Raw genomic sequence first — 21930 nt, forward strand, 5'->3', positions numbered from 1 at the left:
CTCATGAGTTTCGATGGAGCCATCACGAATCTTGCTTCCTGGGGCGGCAACACTGTCATGCCTACGTTGGCCGGTATGTTCTTTGCGAGCGCGGTCTATCGCTACAGCAGGAGCGGTCCCTTCGAGCACCTGCTGTATGGAGGATTCGCCTCATTGATGTGCTCGGGTATGTTGCGTGCGCTCGAAGGGTTCGTGCAGCAGGCGGGACCTACCGGTGCGGATGGGTTTTGGACTGCGGTCATGAGCCTGACCAATTGGGTGGCCAATGTCATTCTGCCGGTTTTCGCGCTCACGCAACTCGGTGCCATGGCGCTCCATATGGGCGGGGTCGTCGATGAGATCTATCCAGGGTCTACCTGGATGCGAAAGTTCATCGCCGCTATGGGAGCTCTGATGGTTTCAGGAATGGTGCGTCTGGCCGAATCCATGGTCACACAGGCGCACGGAATATGAGAATGTCATGAGTCTCGATTTTACGCCGGTACATCGCAACCTTCATACCAAAGTGACCTTCCTCGGGCTTGAGTTTGAGGATCTCATTCTGGTTCTCGCGCTTGCGGCGCTGATGAATCTCGCCGCACATTTCGCCAACGACAACGCCCATCTCTTCGGGATGCCGCTCAACGTCTTCATGGAGTTCGTGGTCCCTGTGCTGGCGGTGCCGTTTCTCATCCTATTCAAGTATGGCCGACCGCGCGGGTATCTCACCGACCTCTTCCGTTCGTTTCTGGCGGCACGCGCGTGGTGCGCCGCGGAGTCGGACTCCGAACTGAGGGAGCCCTATCTCACCGAAGACGAGGTGTGACGCCATGCATGCGGAGATTGAAGCCAGCAACGATGGATCAGTGGCGATGCGACTTGACGGCGAGGCCGCTCAGGCCGTTCTTGCAAGCGTGATGTTCGCCTCGCGCTTTCATAAGGCGATCCTCCCTATCGCGCGATCGATGGAGTCCTGGCTCCAAGGTGACAACGGGGAGAAAAAGAGGATGCTGCGATGCCAATAACCTATAGCGACCACGAGAAGAAGATGAAATCGCCCGCTGTTTGTGAACTCCTGCCTTTGCGCGATCTGCCGGCAGGTGACGACGTGATGGTCCATACGAACGGAGCCTTCGTCGCCGGCTACGAGCTCCGTGGGGTGCTTGCCTACTTCGCGACCGATGAGGATCGCAATCAGACCAAGACGATGCTTGAAGCGATGTTTCGAGCGGTGCCTGATGTGAGCATGAGGATTCAGTTCCGTTATGAGATATCGGAACGTCTTGGCGGCCTGCTGGATAGCTACGTAGCGCAGCAGAGGAACGCGCAGCTGGAGGTAGTCGCTCTCGACGGGCATCGCCTTCGTATGTGGCAGCAGAAGGAGAGTGAAGGTTTCTTCTTTGAGAACAGGCTCCACGTCTACTTTGTATGGGACCCACGTGTCCATGCGAAGCTCTATCACTCCGCGCAGCAGAGGCGGAAAGCTGGTGGATTCACCCTCAGTCAAACCAAGGCGATCCGGAAGAATCGCAAAGAGCATGAAGCTCAACTGGCTGAGTTGGAGTCCATCCTGCGGGGCATCGAGGGGTCGATGGAATCGGCTGACCTCGAGCCCCGACGACTTTCAACGCAGGATCTGTTCGACGAACTGTCGAATTCGCAGCATCCGGTGCGTCGGAACACTCGGCCCTATGTGCCGGGTGAAGAGCGGATCGCCTATCGCAGTGCACGTGAACAAGTGGTGCACGCGAGCATTCTGCATGAGAGTGAGACCTACCTCAATATCGATGGCTACCTCTACTCGGTGATCAGCCTCAAAGACCTGCCCGATGCGACGTTTCCCGGGATGCTACAGAGCTTTTCCGCTCTTGGCTTCCCTCTGGTGGTGAGCGGACAGGTGGTCATCCCCGATCAGGTCAAGGTGCTCAAGAGCTACAAAAAGCGCCTGCAGAAGATGACTGCTGCACAGAAGGATGCCAACGGAAACTTCAAATCGAACCCCGAGGCCGAGGTCGCGCAGGCGCAGTTGATACAGGTCCAACGCGACATCATTTCGTCGTCTCTCAAGACCGCGAAGCTGAGCTTATGTGTGGTCGTGCGGACCTCGCGTCCGGCAGTCACGTTTGCCGATCTTGAACAGGCCGAGCGGGATCTTGCGAATCGAACGCAGGAGGTGCTCAATGCCTTTACCCATATGAACGGTGCGAAGGCCGTGATGGAGACGATCGCCAAGCGGCGGATCTTCATCGGGACACTCCCAGGTATGGCAGAGCCTGATAAGCGCGATCAGGATATGCTGACCTCGAATGTGGCCGATCTTGTTCCGGTTGAGATGCCATGGACTGGGACACGCCGCAGCCCGCTCATCCTTTTTGAGACCCCATTCCGGCAGCTCATTCCGTTCTCGATGTTCGATCCCGATCTGTCGGATGCAAATGGCCTCTTGATGGCGAAGAGCGGAGGCGGCAAGACACTTGCGGCGCAACAGATGCTGCTGATGGCGGCCCGCGCGAACCCTCTCATCTCGATTCTTGAGCGCGGCGACTCATATCAGCCTCTGGTTGAACTGATGGGAGGCGAGATGATCGAGATGTCGCTCGATAGCGACCAGACGATCAATCCGTGGGACCTACCGAAGGGCGAAAGCAAGCCGTCAAACGACCAGATCTCGTTCCTCAAGAATCTAACCCGCCACATGCTGGGGGAGAACACACCGCCCAATCTTGACATTGACCTGCTCGACAGCGTGCTTATCGAGGCCATCGCCTCTACCTATAAACGCTGCAGCGCCAAGACCTCAAATCCCATCCCGCTCTTCGGTGACCTTGCCGCAGAACTCGCTCATTGGCAGGACCGCGATCGCAATCAGACGATCAACGCGATGGCGCAGCTTGCTTCGACGAAGCTTCGCGCGTGGGTCGAGGATGGTCCATACGCGCGTCTGTTTGATCGCCAGACAACCGTGCAGCTGAATAATCCCTGGCTTTACTTCAATGTGGAGAAGCTCAAAGACGATCCGCGTCTGGAGCGGGCGATGAGCCTGCTTATCGCCCACACGGCGACGTACCGGGCCTCCGGATTCACAGGACAACCGAGCATCGTGCTGCTCGATGAATGCTGGGCGCTCCTTGAGTCGCCAATCCTCGCCAGCGTCGTTGTTCAGCTCTTTCGCACCGCCCGTAAGCGCAATGCCAGTGTGTGGGGCATCAGCCAGACCCCTGAGGACTTCGTGGGGACGCCGGACCGGCCTAACGAGTACGGGGCGGGTATCGTAAAGAACGCGACGACCAAGATCATTGGAAAGCAGCCGGGCGACATGACTGCATTGCGCGACCATCTCCACCTCAACGAGACGGCTCTCAATCAGATCAAGACCTTTGCCCATCCCAAGAAGGGGTACAGCGCGGAGTTCCTCATCGCCGTGGGTGAAAAGGCCGAGTCCACACATGCGATCCGAGTCGTTCCAAGTCCGGTCGATTACTGGATTACCACGACCTACGCACGCGAGCGCCACTATCGAAGGTGGTGGCTGCACCAACATCGGCAGCTCTCCAAGCTTGAGGCCTACGAACAGCTAGCCGCGCGATACCCCCGAGGTCTGGCGATGCTTCCGCCGTTGCCAGTTGAGCTGTCGGGCGAGATGCAGGAGGTTACTTCACGATGAATCATGAACCCATCCAAGCAGATGTGCCGCGCGAAGGGGGCCAGATGCCGCGGGTCCCTCACGATACTGGCCCGAGGAGATGGCGGTGGCCCGGGCTTTTGACGGGAGTGTTATCTGTCGCGTTTGTCACGCCTCATTTCGCTCACGGACAGTTCTTGAGCGTCTTCGATTCGATCTTCAGCTCGATTCAAAGCGACATGGGCAGTTCACTCAAAACCATCAACCAGATGAAGCAGCAGGTTCAGCAACTCTACCAGACGACGGTCTGGCCGCTGGCGCAGATCAATCAAGCACGTGGCTTCGTCGCGGGCTCGATCACGATGTACCGCACGCAGATGAATCAGGTCTTTCGAACTCCCTTCAACAGCGCAGTGACCCCCGGCCCACAGCAGTTCGAGGCGGTCCTACACAGTCGGCAGTCGGCGTCGATACCTTCGTTGCAGAGCAGCTTCGGAGCCAATTACGGTGCGGTCCCCCCAGCGAATGTGGTGTCACCGCAGGACCGCGTGATGATCGACATGGACGACGCTCTTGGTCAACAGAATCTCAAGACCACGCTCATTGCCGATCAAGGCGGCGACGTCATTCTCGCGATAGCCGACCAGATGGAGAATCAGGTCGCGGTCAGTACACCCGGATCGAATCCATATCTCACCGCGCAAGCTCAGGTCGCCAACCTGCGCTGCCAGGCTTTTATGCAAAAGATGCTGGCTGCGGAGTTGCGCCAAGAGGCGGGCCGCGTCGCTCACGATAACGTCCTCACGAAGCGGAGGACGACGGCGACGAGCGGAATCAACAGCCTGGTTAATGGAGCACTCACCAAACACTGAGGAGGTACAGCATGCCTGAATTTACGACCGATTCCAATCCGGAGCTGCCACAGCCTGCAAGGAGTAGCCAGCCGAAGCGCAAGTGCTCCAAGTGGTATCGTCCGACCGTTACAAACACGGTGATCGTAGTGCTGGTCGTCCTCCTCATCCTGCCATCGCGTGCGACAGGGCAGTTCGGAATCGATACAGCCGCGATCATGGCAGCACTCTCGAAGATGCAGTCCCTCATGAACACGTACATAGCCGCTCCGCTCAAGACGATCAACCAGTACGAGCAGAGCACGGCGAAGTACGAACAAGAAGTAATGTATCCCATTGCCGCGATCAATCAGGCCAAGAGTTCGGTATCGCAGTTCGAGAACCAGTTCAGTCAAGTCAGCGGGATGTTCAGTACGAATGTCTCGAGCGCTACCTTGCCACAGTCGCAGAGCTTCGAGTCGGTGCTCCTTTCGCGGAACGCTGGCAATGTGCCGACCGTCTCTTCTCAGTTCCAGAATGTCTATGGCGTAGTGATGCCGCAGAACGCGGCATCGCCTGCAACCCGGACCATGACCGATATGACGGATGCGCAGGCGCAGGACGCGATGAAACGAGCCATAGAGATCGACGCCCTGGCGGACACCGAACTGAGCGCGGCGGACAAGATGGGGCAGCAGATAGCGCTGGCGGCTCCTGGGAGCGCACAGATTCTAGAGGCGGAGGCCGATGTATGGGTGGTGCGCGCGAACGCCTATACGCAGGCAGCGCTCGCGGAGCTGATGCGTACCCGTGGAATCGATCTCGCGAATCAAAGCAAGACCGCCAAGCTCGCGGCGTCGGACAGCACCTCAAATAACGGTTTGGTCAACGGCTCTCTAACTCATCGGTGAGGTAGCAATGATCGTCAGCGCCCATGTCTTTCATTCCGATCTATCCGTTCTGGCGTTCTTTCAAGGAACGCAGTTGAGTCTATTCGAACGCTTTCTCACCCAAGCCGTTGCCGGCATCAACTCCACCAGCATCACCTCCGGAATGCAGAACGTTGCATACGTCGTGCTCCTAATCGGCTTCCTCTGGCAGGTCTATCAGTCTGCGCTTCATGGTGGCGATGTACGGGGCCTTAGCACAGGACTGATCAAGTACGTGGTCACTGCCATCGTTGTCATGAACTACGGGACAGTTTTCACGACGGTCAACCAGGGCTTCGTGAATGGCGGCAACTGGATCAGCAACGCTTCCGGTGCGGGCAATCTTTTTGAGAATTGGGCGAATGATCTGCAAACGCAGTTCAATCAGGTTGGGTTCCAGCAGATGTGGGGACTCGTGACCGGCTCGATTGCGGGCCTGCTCGATGCCATTCTCATCCTGATTGCGTACATTCTCTATCCCATCGTCATCGTGATCTTCGGCTTCTTCTATATCTTCTACGGTTCCGTGCTTTATATCTTCGGACCGATCGTCATCGCGCTCATGCCGCTTGGCGCCACCAATCGTATTGCCAAGTCATACGTCGAGAACGTCTTCATCTGGAACTCGTGGCCGATTCTCTACGGCGGCTTCGGAGCGCTGTTGAGCGCCGTGCAAATGGGTCAAGTAGGCCAAATGCTGAATCAGAACAACTTCTTGGGAGGCTTGGGCAATCTCGAAGGATCGTTTCTCGTTGGCATGGCGAGCATCATTTTTTCGTTGGCCATCGCGGTGATTCCGTTTATCGCGAAGCGAATCGTCACCGGAGATGTGGGGAGCACGGCTGGTGCTCTGATTGGAAGTGCCATGACTGCGGTCACCGCTGGCGCGGCCGCATTCGAGGGAGCCGCAGCCGGAGTCGCATCCGGAGGTGCGACCTCCGCCGTAGGGTCTCAGGCTGGGGGCTCTGCCGGGACGGCATCAGCAGGAGGTGTGCGGCCGATGACCTCGTCCACTGGAAGCAATCAGCCAAATCCTCCACAGCCACCGGCTCGAGCGGATGCTGGGCATGGCAATCAGCCTGCCGACAGTTCTCCCTCTTTCAGTGGTAGCTCGACTGCGGACGGGCACGCTGAGCAGATCCGCTCTGCCTTCAGCGACGCCATGGGAGTGGAGCAAGGGAGCAACGCAAACGTTGCTGACGAATCCACGACCACTTCCGATGCCGCGGCACCTGTTTCATCGGGCGCAATCGCAAGTAGTGCCCTCAGCGGGCGACCACCTGCAAGTCGCGGTAGTGGACCCAGCGTACATCGCTACAACATCGGCACATGGGGCGCATATCATGCCGCGCGGTTGGCGACGCGCACAGTGACGAGAGCCGCAGGTCTGGCGAAGGAAGAATAGGAGATGCCTATGAAGAACACGGCAGTCATCGAGACGGATAACCCGCAACCGAAGTATTACGAGGTCGATGGTGCTCTGAAGGCGAACGCCAATCGTGCATGGTTGCTCGCCTTTCTCACCATTCCCATTGCGCTGCTTGCAATCGGCTTCGCAGTATTTGTTCGCATGCAGCCGCCTACCGTTATCCGCATCGGGCCGGATGGAGAGGCGACGGTCCTGGGTAAGGCAGTGAAGGCAGGGGAGAAGAACGGCACAGGCTCCGACGAATTTCTCAACGAGGCATTCGTCAAGCGGTTCCTATCCAGCTATCTCAACTACGCGCCCTCGAATGTCGACGATCGCTGGGCGGTAAGCCTCAACATGATGACCCGAAATCTTCGGACGTACACCATCAAGGCCATGGCGGACGACAACACCCGGGGCAAGGTCGACGACGGCGAAATCGAGTCGGTCTTTCATTTGCGTGAGATCGATCCGGTGGCTGGAGAGCCGATGACCTATGTCGTCTACGGGGTGAAGGACGTGCATCACCTTTCGGCAGGCAGCGAGACAACCGATCACTTCATCAACGAGTACCGCTTGCGGTTGATCGCCGACCGGCGCTCGGAGGTAAATCCAGATGGCCTCTGGATCGCGGAGTACCGCGAACGACCCATCGACGGAGAGCGGCGGGAGCAGATCCTATCGACGCCTGACAACGACGCAGGCACCAGGAAAGGAGAGCAGTGATGGATGCGGCCACGCGAGCAGGTGCAGTTCCAGCAGGCGGGTCGACAGCAAAGCGTCCTCGCAAGCCTCGTCAGCCGGTCGAAGAGGTTGTTCGTTACTTTCTGGCGAAGGACGGGTCGAATCCGGTCAAACCCGAGCTTGGCGACGAGGTTCCCAACGAAGGAGAGGCACTGATCAAGGCCTTTCAGTCGAAGTCGGGCGTAGTGTACGTACTTCATGCCTACAAGGCGGAAGCCGAGATGCAATCGGGTACGCCAACTTTAGTTAAGCGACCCCTACAGCGGTAGGAGTTCACAAGTCAGTGCGAATTCAAAGAGATGACAGACCTGAAATATGGCTCCTGTCTCTCCTTGACGCCTTATCGCTTTGCGATGAGGAATTCCGCTGACCCGGTTTCGCTCTTGAACCTGGTTCGGCCCACACCCACCTCTAACCCAGGCGGCCAATCAGTGATCAGGAGGACCGACGTCAGCAGGTCTCTTGTCACTTCGTTCGATGCGCCAGACAAGTGAGGAGAACATGACAGCGAATAGGACACAGGAAGCGACCATCGATGAGCGGCTCATTCTCGAACTGAAGATTGATGCGTCGGGAGAAGTGACCCGTAAGCCAACCAAACTCGGACGGAAGGATACGCTTGAGGGCAAGCTCCTTGGGCAGATCTATCCCGGTATCCGAGTAGCGCGTGTTAGTGTGCCGTACGAGTTGACGCCGTATGAACAGTCTGTGGTGGAGAACCGCATGGCTAGTCTCGTCTACGGCGGGGTCGAATACAAACTGGTAGGCGCAAGCGGTTCGGCGAAGGACGGTAAATTCTACTTCGTCGATCAGGCCCATGCCCGTCAGATCGCTGAGCGCTTTCAGCATTGGCCCGAAGCTGCGATCGTGTACTTCGCGATCCTGGTCTCCGACTGCAAACTGATGGTCGAGGAGCCCGAGTTGCGCATCGCTGTCGTCAAGGATCATGTCCTTGGCACTAACGACTGCCGTGGCTGGGTGCGTGAGTCCCTCTATCGGAAGCTAAAGATCGGCACGAATCGATTCTGCCAGTTCCGTCTGGCCTTCGACACACGCGAACCGAAGCAGGCGAAGGGCGCACTCAAGGCAATGAGCGATCGCGTGGCTGACAAGCTCGAGGTCGACGTTGTGCTACCGGAGAGCGCCTGCAAACCATCGTTGAAGGGAGGAGTTCACTTCCTGCCTTTGCTTGGAACCTCGGGGCGCATATACACGGGGCCAGCGATTCTCGGAATTAAGGAGATATCGCGGCAATCCGAGTTCGGTTCCAGCTACACGCTGGTCGAACACGCCTCCGATGACAGCCTGCAACTCGAAATTATGCCTCGTGCGATCGAACAGATCCGCAAGGTTAAGAAGGCCTGGGACGACGGCGACTATGAGGCGTTGTTCGAGGTCCTTGGCAGGTCGGAAGCGGTATCGCTTGACGACGATGCCAGCTTCGATCCAGAAGCTCTGGAGCAAAACGGCTCTGGTGTTTCGGAAGAGTGTGAACCAGCGGAGGCGGTGCTTCTGGCGGATCGCAGCGGGAACAGTATTAAGTTTCCGTATGTGGCCAAGCGATCATATCGTCTTTCGCCAGGCCGCCAAAGGGAATCAGATCGATGGGTATGCGCGTCGTCTTTGAGAAGAGTCGGTGCTCGATCTTGCTCGGAACGAACTCTCCTGTTGCCAGTAAGGCATCGCGGAGACTGTAAAACGTATCCCAACTCTCGACCGCGATCCCAAAATCCACATCCAGGGTGGCTCGGCTTCCGGGAATCCCAAAGACATGGAACAGCAGCAGGTCGCGGGCTGTCGCCCCTACCACGACGTATGGGCACTCGTGGCCCGAAGCGACTTGGTGAACCACGGTGAGGATGCGGACCATTGCGCCGGGGACGGGACGGTCGTCAGCTACGGTATAGGGGTTCGAGGAGTTGTTCATGGAGGAGACGCGCTGTCTCCAGATTACGGCCATCGCCGGTCGCCATCAAATCCGCATAGACCAGCAACGGGGGCACCAGGTCTGGGTGGGTCGGGTCTTCCGGGAGATTCCAGAAGGCCTGCAGGATTTCGGTATTGCCATTCTGATCCAGCCGCATTCTTGCCTTGGTGAGAAGGGACTTGGCGTCTCCTCGCACGTAGAGAGTGAACTGCTCTGGTTTGAGGTACCCCGTCAATCGCTGCGCAGCCACCTCAGCGCCCCACACTGCCTGCCGGCCGTGAAGATCCAGAGCCTGTAACCGGTCAACGTCCGCCTGATAGCGATCTTGGAAGAGCTTTGGCCGAAGAGCCTCGGGATAACGGGCGACCCAGGCTTCCATCAGCTCCCGCGTGTTGATGAGAGTGGCGATTCCGCCTCGTTGTACTAAATGGCCGCGGTTTGCGAGTTCCTTGATGACAGGTCCAACGGTTCCCAGGGCGACTTGAGCGACTCGCCCGATTTCACGGTAGGTCGCATCCGCCAGTTTCTGGTCGCACAGCAACGCGAAGATCACCTTCATCCCGACTTCGGTATATGCCCGGCGCCGTTCCAGATCGTTCTTCCGGCGAGCCGGCTGTGGCTCTCCGGTGATGTAAATGGTCAAGCCGGGGACCTGAATGAATGCGTTTCCGGCTGTATCGATGAAAGGAAGATGCAAGTCGCGGCAGCGCTCCGCCAGCGCCCTTGTCATATAAGGCGCGACCAACAGCGGGTAGACCCCGGGCGGGAGGCCGTTCAGTTGCTCTTTGACCATCCCAATGGTGGCGAAGTTTCGCACCGTTTTGATGACGGCCACGAATTGAGGTTTCGTTGCGAGAGCGTCGGCTTCAAGGAATACCTCTCCGTGCCCTGGAGTCCGTGTTTTGACGGCATGACGCAGTTTAAGAGCAGCGGTACGCGCGACAGCACCGAGTGCTTCGGTCAATGTACCTTGTCCGCGTAATTCGATTCGAGAGTTCACGCCATCCGCTCCTGTTCGCACTTTATCATTGTTCGTACGATACGAACAATACCATAAAGCGAACAGTGCACACTCGTTCTTCGGCCCCCTGAAGTTTCCCCCACTTTGACGATGCCTGCCTGACGCCTTCTACCGCCCGTCCGCGCCGCAGGTCGTCGCTGCGAGGATCCTGCGCAGAATATCTTGCGATCTCCGCTGACCCCACCGCGTACCGTATGCGCTGGAGGTGATGGCGATCGCCATGTGACAGGAAGGCACGATATAAATCTTGTTGCCACCGTTTCCCGAAGCGAAGTGAACAACGATCGTATCGGCGCCCACCTGCTCCGCCTTCGTGTACCACATGTACCCGTAAGAGTCGGCATAAGGATCGCTGTCGCCAATGGGCACCAGGCTTGCGGTGCTCTTCTCGAGCCAGGCGTGGCTTACAAGACGTCTTCCGTCGACCACTCCGTCATTCAGGATCAGTTGGCCGAGCGCAGCCGCGTCGCGGGCAGTGATCTCCAGGTTTCCCTGGCCCGTCGTTCGTTTTACAGGGACATGTCTCCAGTGAAAAAGCTTGATGTTGAGCGGCGCGAAGAGATATGTTCGCGCAAACTCGTCGAGAGACTCTCCGGTGCCGTTTTCGACGGTCGCGCCGGCAAGAAAGGCGTTGATCGAGGTGTAGAGATACCGTTCGCCGGGCGCCCGCCTCATCGGAACGGCGTAAACGGTCCTGATCCAGTCCGTCGATTCGTCGAGCCGGTCCTCGTTGCCGGGCGTGGATGGATCGGTATCGTCCGCATCCAGGCCGGAGCGCATCGTCAGAAGGTCTTCGATCCGAATCTTCTCTTTGCCGTCATGGGGAAGTCCTGGAAGGTAGCGCGCAATGAGATCGTCGACTCCGTGGACCTTCCCCTGGTCAATCGCTATCCCCAGCAACAGGGAGGTAATGCTCTTCGTGGCGGAACGAATATCGTGAAGCGTGTCTGCCGAGTCTCCATTGAAGTAGTGTTCGCTGACGAGCGAGCCGTCACGCAGGATCACGATGCCCTTGAGATCGTGATGCTCTTCCGCGGCCATGTCGCGATAGAGCGCATCCAAAGCCGCGCTGTCCATTTGGGATGCGTCGCCTCGAGTGGGCGTCCACTGGACTCCGTGGGGAAGGTCCACAGGGGCGGGCTGCCGCGGCGTCTGGGCGGGCACGGAGATGGTCATGCACGCCACGACTACGATGTTGCTGGCAATGATCCAGAGTTTCGGCATAAGCCTGCATACGGATGAAGGGGCGGGCAGGTTCCACTATCCGTACGAATCCAGACTGCTCAATCGCCAAAAAGAGACAGGCGGAGGATCCCCTCGGTCGTGAGGCAGCGGGCTGAACGATTCGGGATCTCCCGCTCACCTGGCAACTCTCAGACTCTTTCCCCGGGACAGGATCCTTTGTCTCGCCACCCCAGACAACAAACAACCAGCGTAAGACAGGAGGCACTCTCATGCTTTTGACGATGCAGTCGAAGACCGCCGCTTCCCATAAGCTCGAACAACTCATCGCCCGAGGCCGATCGAAGGCTGGCGAGGTGGTAAATCACGTGATGAATCACCAACCCAGCGACCGACTGGCTCGAGGCGGGGAATTGAGCTTCGAGGCCGACCCGGAGGCGAAGACGATCACGATCAGTTATCCCGATCTTCAAGCCTCGGCCATCCGTCAAAGGCTGCATCGCCACTCCATTCAGCAGATGGCGCAGACCACGGATCTACCGCTGAAGTTCATCGACGGACTGCAGCAGACGAGCGCGCCGTGGGGCCGGGAACTGCTGGCCCACAACCTTACGACTGTGTTCGCGAACCGATTCGATCGGAGTCGGTATCTGCTTCGTTCCGTACAGGGCGAGGTGCGCGGCTTCCTTTCGGACCGGTACCGCCGGCTGGACTCCCGACCGATCATCGAGGCCTTCGCGACGGCGGTGCAGCAGAAGGGAGCTCTTCCATACGATGGCTACGTCACCGACACGAAGGTCGCCCTCCAGGCGATCATGCCGGAGGTCTATGAGCCTATTCCGGGCGAGATGGTGGCCTATGGTTTGAGCCTCGAGAACTCCGACTTCGGCAACGGTGCTCTCTCGATCCGAGCCTACCTTCTTCGCATCTGGTGCTCCAATTTGGCCATCACGCAGGAAGAGATGCGGCAGGTCCACCTCGGCAAGCGTCTGGATGACTCCATGCTGTACTCCCAGAGAACCTACGAACTCGATGCGCAGACGACGGTGAGCGCTTTGAGAGATGTGGTTTCCTCGCAGTTGAATGCAGACTCTCTGCGCCGGCGCATGGAGGCGGTTCGCCATGCCAATGAGCAATCGGTCGACCCTGGTTCGGCGCGAGAGATGCTTCGTAAGACGCTGCTGAAGTCCGAGTCCGATGCTGTAATCGAAGCTTACAATTCGCCGGATGCTTACAACATGCCGGCAGGGAATACGACCTGGCGGCTCTCGAACGCGATCTCCTGGATTGCGGGCAGCACCGAAGACGCGGAGCGTAAACTGGAGCTGATGAAGTTCGCCGGCGAAGTACTACCGAAGGCGGCGTGAGGTTAGTCGAGGGACGGGGCCGACCGGCTCCGTCCTTTTTCACCGCTAACATGCCGCAGTTCTTAAACCACTCATCCTATGACAAGGTTTGCGTCTTCGCCGATCACATTACCGTCTCGGCGATCTGAGTGGGATCGCGAGCCTATAATTGTTCGCTCAAAGCGTCTGGCTAAACATTTCCGCCAGGCCGACTTATAAGGAATAGTCCGCCACCATCCCTAACGGATGGATCGTACGGCGTGGGGGACCGTCGTAAACTTTCTGTGTATGTCCTTCCAAGCCAATCCCCTGCGAGATGCCCACGCGACGATCGCGGGCTTCTTCTATCAGGCGAATATCACGCTTCTCCGCTGGATGGCCCTTCAGCCCGGACAGCACCTTGAGCTTGAGGCTGGAGAAGACATCGATACCGTCGAGCCAGCGGACAGCGACCCTGGATCAGCGGAACGGCGCCTGCTTGAACAACTGAAGGTACGTTCCACAAAATCAGTCACTTTGCGTAATCCTGAAGCGCTTGAGGCACTTTCCAATTTCTGCGAACATCGCGCTTCCAATCCCAACTTAGAGCTTCAGTTTCGCTATCTGACGACTGCCGCTGCCGGCGTCGAGCAGGGCTGGACTCTTCCCGAGGGCGGAATCGAGACCTGGATAGAGCTGCGCCGCGGAGGGTATGACGAAAAGTTGCGGAGCAAGGCTCTGGGAGAGATTCGCAGATTCCTGAAACTGGGCAAACAACCGGAGCGCGTTTCACAGAAAGCATGGGAGGCCCTGCAGCTCGTCCTCGATAGTGATGACGATGCCTTGGGAGAACTTGTCTTCTCATTTGAATGGGCGCTCGGTTATGGGGATCCCGATCAAAGCGAGGCCGAGGTTCTCGCCGCTCTGGTCGGCCGCGGGCTTGGTGCCTCCATCGCTGAAGCTGCGCCGATCTATGCCCATCTCTTTACCTTTGCGTTTCGCTTGTTGACCAAAGCTGGACCAAAGGTTCTGACGATCGAGGGCTTGGCGGCGGAGCTTGCCACACCAACCATCCCTCTAAACGAGCGTGGCACTATCGACACCATCAGGGGAGAGATCGAGGCACTCAGGAAGGATGTCAGTGCAATTAGAAAACACCTCGATCTCCAGGGAACAGAGGTCAACGCTCTCAAGCAGACTGTCGAAATCATCGGCAAAACCTATGGTTTTGCAAATGTTTTTGCCCTGAGCGCTGCCACGCTTTCAACGGACGTACCTGAACTTGTCACTCCACGAGCCAATCGTCAAGCTCTTATCGATGCGTTGCTGACACAGCAGGAAGCAGACGGAGCACTACTCCTTCTCGGCGAGCCCGGATCAGGCAAAACACAACTGCTGCGTCTTCTCGTCGAGCAATCTCCGCGCCGCATCGTCTGGTTGAATATTCCACGGGGTGCGACAGAGGCTCAGGCAAATCTGTTGATCGATTCGCTGATTCGATCTCTCGCACCCGAAGCTACTGGAGCTTCACTCCGGGAGCGCTATGCGGCCGCAGTGTCGAACATCCCGGATGCAATCATCGTGATCGAAGATTTGCCCCGGCTTCTTGCGGGCAGTCCTCTCGCGGCGCAACTGCAGACGCTTGCGGCCGGCCTCGCAAATGTTCACTCTGCTCTGCTCCTTTCGAGCTACTATCAGCCTCCTGCAAACATGAGGAAGAGCCTGGGCAAGATCAAGTTCGACGTTCCTCGCTTTACAGAAGAAGATGCCGTGGAGCTTTTGCATTCCGCCGGCGCTCCTGAAGGCTTTCCCAAAAAATCTATCAGCCGCATGCTGATCGCACTCTCTCAGGGACTTCCAGTATTGGCGATGGCGGGAGTCCGCTATCTGTCCGACTGCAACTGGTCGTTTTCCGAGACGGAAATGGAATCGCTGCTGCGCGGAGAGTTCGCAGCGGACAACCGCGCCGATGCCGGGGCGCTCCTCCAGGCAATAGTCCCGGATGCCGAAGAGCGAGAGCTTCTGATTCGCATGAGCCTGGCAACCGGCTCATTCAGCCGAGATGACGTCGCCAGCGTTGCGAAAGTGCCGAAGGCCGTCCCGCTGCCTGGGGAAAAGGTGGATCGCGCCGCCGGGCTTTGGTTTCAGGAGATAGGAAGCGGCAGATTTCTGACTTCACCGCTAATCTCATCCGAGCTCGGCGCAGCTTTGGATCCACGTACCCGCACAGGCGTGCACTATGTTTTTGCACTCCGGATATTGGCTCGAAAGTCATTGACATCGATCGATGTTGTCACTTGCGTTCATCATCTGATAATGGCGGAGGACATGGAATTCGCCTGCATCGTTCTCATTCAGGCTTACTCCTCCATTCTCGAAATGGAAGGGACGCCGGACGAAGATTTCGGACTGCTAAGAATCTCGGTTGCTGCGGTGCTGGCTTCGAATATCGTTTTAGCCCTACGACTATATCTATGTGCCTTGGATATCGTGGTGCGCCTGAAACAGGGGCGCGAGATCGACTTAATGATTGGTACGATGGATCGCCTGTTGACCGAGGCAGACTACGAAGGCTGGGGAACTGTCTTGGCGGCGAGCACTCTCGCGATACGCCTGGTCTGGACACGCCCGGCTCTCGCAAACCGCTACCTTTTGATGGCGCTTGCGGGAGCAGGGACAGTTCGTTTTCCGGACGGCTCGCCGCTGCCAGTGGGTGATCATCCAATCGAAGTTATGCTCTGGATGTCGGGCTACAGCGCGAAGTCGGACGAGGACGCAGACTCATGGCTCGAAACGATCGCGCGCTTCACTCCGGAGCAACTAGAGACCCTGAAAGCGTCGGAGATGACCGAAGACACTGTCACCATTTTCTGCGACGGATACTGGCGCCGCGAGTTCTTCAAGCCCGAAGCTGAACGGGATTGGGACCATGTGGCTCAAAAACTTGACTATGTTGATCGAACTGCTCGTGCGATCCAATTCGATCTTCTCGAAGCTGCGGCGATTCGGACACGCGTTATGTTGCTTGCAGAGTGGCAACATCGGCTTGATGAAGCGGTCGCGTTGGCGACTACCTCTCTCGACCGTTTCGATGGCGATGACACCAGGTTCCTTATCCTAGAGGTCACAGGGCGGCAGTTGGGATACACGGGTCAGAATGAGCAGGCCATCGATTGGCTTGACCGCGCCGTCGCCTGTAAGGCATACAAAAAAAGTCTCTGGCGCAGAAATGTACTCGTGACCGAAGCGGATCTGCACAGCAAGCATGATCCTAAAAAGGCGGCTGAGTTCACTGCCGCAGCAGTCGACATGGCAAGGGACGGCGTCCTCATTGAGCCGATCTTTATTGAGACGCTGCTTGAGCATGTCATTGCCTTATGGAACGCGGGCGAAGAGAGGCGGGCATCCGATCTGCTCGCTGAGATCCTTGGCCGCCTGTTCGCTTTCGAGGAAGACAACGATAGCTGGAAGGGACTTTTCTATCGCACGTTCCATGTGCTGTCGTATTACAGCGATATCGCGCAGCACGGCAAAGGATCAACAACCTACACTGCACCCGAACAAGGACTATTCCTGGCGAACAACGATGTAGCGCATACCTACTACAAACCTGAACAGCAGTCCTATATCTGGATCCGCCAGGCGATGCTTGCAGATGGCGTCGGTGATATTCGAGGTGCCGCCGACGCGATATGGAAGGCCATTCAATACGCTGAGGAGGTACCTACTGCGTGGGCTGATGTGCCTTTGACCAGTTTGTATGGTCTTGCGGCGACCCTTTTGGCTAACGATTTTGCGGGGGCAGCCAGGCTGGCGATGGTCATGACCTCGGTACAGCCGCAGGAGATTCGACAGAGACTTGAGGAGAGCGGCCAAGCCGAACATATGGTTGAATTCGATATGGTTCGATTCGCGATCCCTACCGAAGGACAGAAATCGGCGCTCCGAGTTGGACCTCTCGTACCTATAGCGATCAGACTGGCCCACTTGCAGATCCTCGGCCGAACAAGGGCGGAAATGGAATCAAGCCTTGCCGACATTGAGCGGATCATGCCAATTGGGCAGCAGCCGGAATCTTTTGGGGAAGCGCTGCGACGATCAATCCTGGAAGAAACGGCCTGGGACGTTCTGCAGGTAGAAGGATATGATGCGATGCGAAACTGCCGGTATGCTCGGGCGTTCATTCTGCTTGTCGGCGCGATGCAGAAGGCTCCGCTCATTCAGTCGTTATACGTGCAGACTTATCTCGCGCAGAACTTCGCCCAATGGTTCAGCTCCGCACGGTCCATCTACCGCGAGATCATCACTCCAATGTTTCGAGCATATTGGCAACATGTTCTGGCGACCTCAACCGATTTCCGCACTGGGATGTCATACACGAAGCGCCAGTTCGACCTGCTCGATGGAACTCCGGAGGGGATGAGAAAGTTTCTGAGCTCAATCCGGTTTTGCCTCGGTGTGGCCCTGCCGGAGGATACGATGAATTGGCTCGGTCGGGGCTGAGCGAGTGCGACCTGCTCGCACTAAAATCAGCCAATTAAGCACGAAGTCTTGAAAAGTATTTGTACACTGTCGGGGGAAGCTTGCGCTTCATGAGATCCTTTCATCAGCAAGTCTACGGGAATGCTACAACTCGTGCCAATTGCTTCAGATTTCGACTTTATTCAAAACTTGCGGCACCAGAGCTATGCAACCGCTTATCGAGAACGCGATCTCGTTCAATGTCAATCAAGAAATTGGCCTTTTCGTTCTGAATGTAGGGGTAATACCGGTTTAGCTTTGGCATCAGCAGAAGGTCGTCAAAAAGCCCGAGACGGCGCTCCATGATCGAAGCGCGCGATCCGCTCCAACTCATCGGCCGGAATTGATGGAAATACGCGGCCAGCACCTTTTCCTTACTCCGCGCCTTCGCTAGAATTGCCAGCGCCAGCGGTTGCCATGCGGTATCGCCTTTGTCCCCTTCGCTGATGGCATCGATAACTGAAGCCAACAGAACGTATCGACCGGGTTTGCCTTTCTCGCACCAATCAATGATAGTTTTCTCTGGCAATGCTGCAAACAGCGAGCCGGATTCATGGTTCCGGCGTCGCGCACTCCCCCGACGCTGGAATTTTGATCCGCTGTCAAGGAGACCGCTCAAAGTGTCTTCTGGATAAACCTTCATCAGCGCAGTAAACAGCCGTGGATACTGGTCGAGGAAGAAGAGGCTCATGTGTGCCTTCTTTGAACACCGGGCACAGAGTTCATATGCGACCTTTTCGCTTCCGAGGCTTGGCATGCACTTCTCAACCACTTCGGCGAGCCGGTAATCCATCATCGAGCCATGCGGGTCACAATCCCACTGCAGAAGCAAGTCTCGACCAAGCGTCTTCAAGCCAGTCGTCGGTTTCGACGGCTGGTTTTTCATCCGAGCGAGTCGCAGCCAAATCAAATGAAGACATGCATCGAATCCCCCTGGGCGCTTTGCCAAAGGGCGAAATAGTTTCCCGAACTCTTTGTCGGTCAGGCAATCACTGATGTTCGCGATGGCCTGATAACTAGATGAGGCCACCGTGTCGGACTTCATCGATTCAATAAGGCGCGCAACGCCGTTCGGTCCCGGAATGACGGCGCACTGGATACTTGGGAAGTCAGGCGCAAAGTCAGGGTTGTGAGACAGCTTCTCCAAGGCTGTCTCGACAAACGTGGCTCTCTTCTTTTGTAGAGACGACAAGAAGACAGCCAAGAACTCCGGCTTCCGTTCATCTTCACTAAGCTCGCGATAGGAACGCTGCAACAACGCCCAAACGCTGGCCGGGTTTCGCAGCTTTTCTGCGAGACCGGCTGCTAGCGAATGAACCGGGACGAACATTTCCCGATTCAATAAAGCCGGCATCACGGCGCGAAGGGTTTCGAGGTCTGACGCGAGTTCGCCGCCGAGCTTTACCCCCTCGTCCGAGACGCGCCGTTCAACGGCCGTGTAGTCTTCCTCATAGTCCTGCATCTCGAAATACAGGGTTTGCATCTTCCGCTGCGCGAACGTAAGAGCGCGATCTTCCAAAGTGTTAGGTCGCAGTGCGGAGACGAGCTGCGGGAGTGTGGCTTGAGAACTCTTTGCGAGCTCGTCTTCTCTCCATTTTCCGATCGACTTTGCTGCGATCCAACCTTCCGGCCAGAAACGTCGCTTCGAAAAGCTCTTTGCTAGCGATTGAAGCTCGGGGTATACGGCCTCACAGAGCCAGAGATCCCGTAGTTCTTCGGCAACGGCCGCACGCACCTGTATGCCGAGCTCGCCGCCGCGTCTGTCAAGGCGTTCGCAAAATGCAAGCGTCATTCGAAACGAATGCCGAAACCCCTCACCCTGTGGCCATAACCCGTAATCTCGTGACGACGTTCCGAAACGCCAGTCGTTGCCAGTAAAGTCGCGTGACTTCAGTAGAGACTTCAGTCCCGCAATGCCTATGGCAAATCGCGCCGAGCGAATTGGTTGAAGCAGCAGAGATTCGAGGATCGCAATGCGCTGCTCAACTGTCGCATGCGTTCCTGATAAGTAGGCCTGGAATAAATGGAAGAACTGATCGTGAACTAATTTCGAACCCGGCTTGCGCTCCGTACCTGCCCGAACTCGGACTAAGAGGTTCACGCAAGGACCAAAGAGCGTGGCATCGTGAGCGAGCCACTGTAGGAAATCTATGTAGGGTGCGCACAACCTCGCCGTCTGTGCGTCGTCCATATTTATAAAGGCGCGCTCCAAGCATTCTGAAGCCAAAGCCGGACGCAGGGGGGCGATGTAGAGAAAGATTTGCTGAAGGTCTTCCGTCAGTCGGTCTGGAGATCCGACAAGCCCCCCCGGCGACAACCACTCGTCGGCAATCTGCTCAGCTTCAGGCATTCCGTCCAAGAAGCTGAGTCTGTGAGCGACGCTCTTCAGCAAACGAAAGGGGATTCTTGCCAGCCAGTCGCGGGCTCGCTCTGCTGGGATGCGTTCTAGACCTACTTGGGCCAAGCGATTAGAAATTCCCGGAGGGAGTAAAGCCCGAAACATACCGCGCTGCTGAATCAAGTCTCTGTCTCGCAGAATGCGGGCGTGTTCGTAGAGACGCCAAACGCTCGTTTCGGCAAGCTCGGCGAGAAACGCAAGTTCGCTATTTTCCAATTCCGGATTCTCGACGCTGAAAGAATAGGGTAGTGAAAGGATGTGACCGGCACGCCGTAAGTCCGGGTCTACCTCATTCTTCTGGTAAAAGAGCCGATCCATTAGTTCGTCGCTCTTCAGCGAAGCGAATGATCCCGATCGCCCGCCACTTGAAGCGATGACGATAGCGATACGGAGATTCCCGCCAGCCATCTTCGCAATCGTATGAATATCCGAATGAGACAGAGCTGGAAAACGCTGCGCAAGCAGCCGTTCAACGAGAGACTCGGACGCAGCGTTCAATTCGAAGACGTCGGTGTCTTCAAATTCATCGTCACGCACGTCATACTCGATTGTGACCAGGCTGACCTTGCTCGCACGGTCCGCAACAGTGGCCGAGAGTTTCCTGTGAACTGCAGGCCTACAGTTGTCGACGATAACGATGGCCCGGGTTCCAGCGATGATGAGGTCGGAGATCAACGAGTTGGGTTCTGGATCGGGGTTATGGCCGACATCGGTATAGACGGCAAGTGTATGGTCCAGAGAATTGCTGCCGACTCTGGCATCGAACAGTGCCTGCGCGAAGCGGGTCTTGCCTACACCGGAGAGCCCGACGATTCGCACAGAGGCCTTATCTTCGGCAAGTCGTGCCCGAATCTTCTCCAGCGCAACGAGGGCGTCGAAGTCAGTTTCCGGATCGGTATCGGGAACGTGGACGCGAACCTGCTCATCTATAAGGTAAGGAGCCTCGACTCCCTCTTTCGGGTAAGCCCACGCTGCAAACGGTTTCCAATTGCGAAGGCTTCGCCCGACCTTCTCGAGAACCCACACACTCGGACCTGCGTAACCTCGAATCCATGTAGCAAGAGCTCCGCTATCAAAGAAGTCGAGATGAAGATCCCGATGACCAGGCACATCATGCACCGCTGCGCGCATGGCTTTCACGCGCTCCGCCAGAGCTGTTTTGCTTAGGCTCTCCTTGGAGCTGATGATTACGTAGGCCCCGTGCGCATCGGCCAGCTCTTTGAAAATAGGGCGCACGATTCCTTTGGGTCGAATCTCCTTAGTAATTTTCGAAACGGGCATTTTCTCAGCTTTTGCCTGAAATGCGGTAAAAATTTGCGGGATGGTCATGCCTCGAGTGGGGGCAGAGGGTAACTTGGCTTGAACATCAACGCCGCCATCGTTGGCGCGTTGGTCGCCGCTCCATGTAATGGACGTGCCCGCAAAGCCATATCGACGTGCTTCAGCTTCGGCAGTCAAAGCGATTGCCGTGCGGAGATCCTGATCGGTCAGAGATAAAACGTCGCGAGCCGTGACTTGGAACATAGGGAGGTGACCATCTGGAAGTAGCCATTCTACTTCGGTTTGCCGAGATGGCACTATACAAAGTGGAAAGTGGGGGAGCGAGGCTGCTACGAACTCGATCTCGAAGAGTCCGACTACGATAAGCCGACTCATGAAGACGGTTCTATGCGGCGATACACTCCTGGACTCAACTGTGCGAAAGTTCCCCTTATGTACCGCTCCTGAGAGAGGGCTTCGAGCCAGTCTATCCCTTGGCCGTCCACGATTTCGGTGATCGCGATGTGCGTCATGTCAACCTGCGCGGGCGCTCCGTTTCAATGCTCTCCTGGTTTAAAGAAGACAACGCCTCCTAGCCGTACTTCCTGGATCGCGTCTTCATCCTTCTGCGCCATCCCAGCCGCTGTGGCCTCGAAACGCTTACGCGGCTCAATATGAGCCAACACTTATCCACCGAATTCGCGAACCTGAGCGGTTGTGAGCATGCTGGGGGTGAGCATGTGCTTGACCTTGGGGGGTGAGTGCGCGGAGCGCGGGGAGCAGC

The 21930-nt window shown here is 57.0% G+C and carries 14 protein-coding genes; 11 read left to right on the top strand and 3 right to left on the bottom strand.

Annotation, left to right across the window (positions count from 1 at the left end):
• Nucleotides 1–3: 3 nt before the first annotated feature.
• The 9 genes from CHB87_RS04105 (at nucleotide 4) to CHB87_RS21795 (ending at nucleotide 9369) form a co-directional block, all read left to right on the top strand.
• Complete coding sequence (locus tag CHB87_RS04105) at nucleotides 4–453, top strand: hypothetical protein (RefSeq protein ID WP_089407092.1); 450 nt, start codon at nucleotides 4–6, stop codon at nucleotides 451–453.
• Between the two features lie 7 nt (nucleotides 454–460).
• Nucleotides 461–805, top strand: coding sequence for a hypothetical protein (locus CHB87_RS04110; protein WP_089407093.1), 345 nt, complete (start codon nucleotides 461–463; stop codon nucleotides 803–805).
• Nucleotides 806–994: 189 nt separating this feature from the next.
• Nucleotides 995–3643 carry a TraG/VirB4 family ATPase gene (locus CHB87_RS04120; protein ID WP_142988201.1) on the top strand — a complete coding sequence of 883 codons (2649 nt, stop codon included), beginning with the start codon at nucleotides 995–997 and terminating at the stop codon, nucleotides 3641–3643.
• Between the two features lie 155 nt (nucleotides 3644–3798).
• Nucleotides 3799–4473 carry a hypothetical protein gene (locus CHB87_RS04125; RefSeq protein ID WP_142988202.1) on the top strand — a complete coding sequence of 225 codons (675 nt, stop codon included), beginning with the start codon at nucleotides 3799–3801 and terminating at the stop codon, nucleotides 4471–4473.
• Nucleotides 4474–4670: 197 nt separating this feature from the next.
• On the top strand, nucleotides 4671–5342 hold the full coding sequence (locus tag CHB87_RS04130) for a hypothetical protein (protein ID WP_142988203.1): 672 nt from the start codon (nucleotides 4671–4673) through the stop codon (nucleotides 5340–5342).
• 7 nt (nucleotides 5343–5349) lie between these two features.
• Complete coding sequence (locus tag CHB87_RS04135; protein WP_089407098.1) at nucleotides 5350–6765, top strand: TrbL/VirB6 family protein; 1416 nt, start codon at nucleotides 5350–5352, stop codon at nucleotides 6763–6765.
• Nucleotides 6766–6774: 9 nt separating this feature from the next.
• Nucleotides 6775–7494, top strand: coding sequence for a VirB8 family type IV secretion system protein (locus CHB87_RS04140; protein ID WP_089407099.1), 720 nt, complete (start codon nucleotides 6775–6777; stop codon nucleotides 7492–7494).
• The gene (locus tag CHB87_RS04145; RefSeq protein WP_089407100.1) at nucleotides 7494–7781 is read left to right on the top strand and encodes a hypothetical protein; all 288 of its coding nucleotides are present in this window, start codon (nucleotides 7494–7496) and stop codon (nucleotides 7779–7781) included. Before CHB87_RS04140 ends, CHB87_RS04145 begins: the two co-directional genes overlap by 1 nt.
• A gap of 232 nt (nucleotides 7782–8013) precedes the next feature.
• On the top strand, nucleotides 8014–9369 hold the full coding sequence (locus CHB87_RS21795; protein ID WP_142988205.1) for a hypothetical protein: 1356 nt from the start codon (nucleotides 8014–8016) through the stop codon (nucleotides 9367–9369).
• Nucleotides 9370–9404: 35 nt separating this feature from the next.
• Here the strand turns inward: CHB87_RS21795 and CHB87_RS04165 are convergent, their stop codons facing one another.
• Nucleotides 9405–10439 carry a type IV toxin-antitoxin system AbiEi family antitoxin gene (locus tag CHB87_RS04165; protein WP_142988206.1) on the bottom strand — a complete coding sequence of 345 codons (1035 nt, stop codon included), beginning with the start codon at nucleotides 10437–10439 and terminating at the stop codon, nucleotides 9405–9407.
• Nucleotides 10440–10568: 129 nt separating this feature from the next.
• Nucleotides 10569–11684, bottom strand: a complete 1116-nt coding sequence (locus tag CHB87_RS04170) for a serine hydrolase domain-containing protein (RefSeq protein WP_089407105.1) — start codon at nucleotides 11682–11684, stop codon at nucleotides 10569–10571.
• Nucleotides 11685–11914: 230 nt separating this feature from the next.
• Between CHB87_RS04170 and CHB87_RS04175 the strand changes: the two genes are divergently transcribed.
• Together CHB87_RS04175 and CHB87_RS04180 are read left to right on the top strand one after the other, a co-directional pair.
• Entirely contained in the window at nucleotides 11915–13009 is a 1095-nt protein-coding gene (locus tag CHB87_RS04175; protein ID WP_089407106.1) for a hypothetical protein, read from the top strand.
• Between the two features lie 267 nt (nucleotides 13010–13276).
• Nucleotides 13277–17470 carry an ATP-binding protein gene (locus tag CHB87_RS04180; protein ID WP_142988207.1) on the top strand — a complete coding sequence of 1398 codons (4194 nt, stop codon included), beginning with the start codon at nucleotides 13277–13279 and terminating at the stop codon, nucleotides 17468–17470.
• Nucleotides 17471–17627: 157 nt separating this feature from the next.
• On the opposite strand, the gene CHB87_RS04185 is transcribed toward CHB87_RS04180, so the two are convergent.
• Nucleotides 17628–21410 (bottom strand): hypothetical protein, encoded by a 3783-nt coding sequence (locus CHB87_RS04185; protein WP_089407108.1) that lies wholly within the window; start codon nucleotides 21408–21410, stop codon nucleotides 17628–17630.
• Nucleotides 21411–21930: the final 520 nt, after the last annotated feature.

The organism is Granulicella rosea (assembly GCF_900188085.1).
GTDB lineage: Bacteria > Acidobacteriota > Terriglobia > Terriglobales > Acidobacteriaceae > Edaphobacter > Edaphobacter rosea.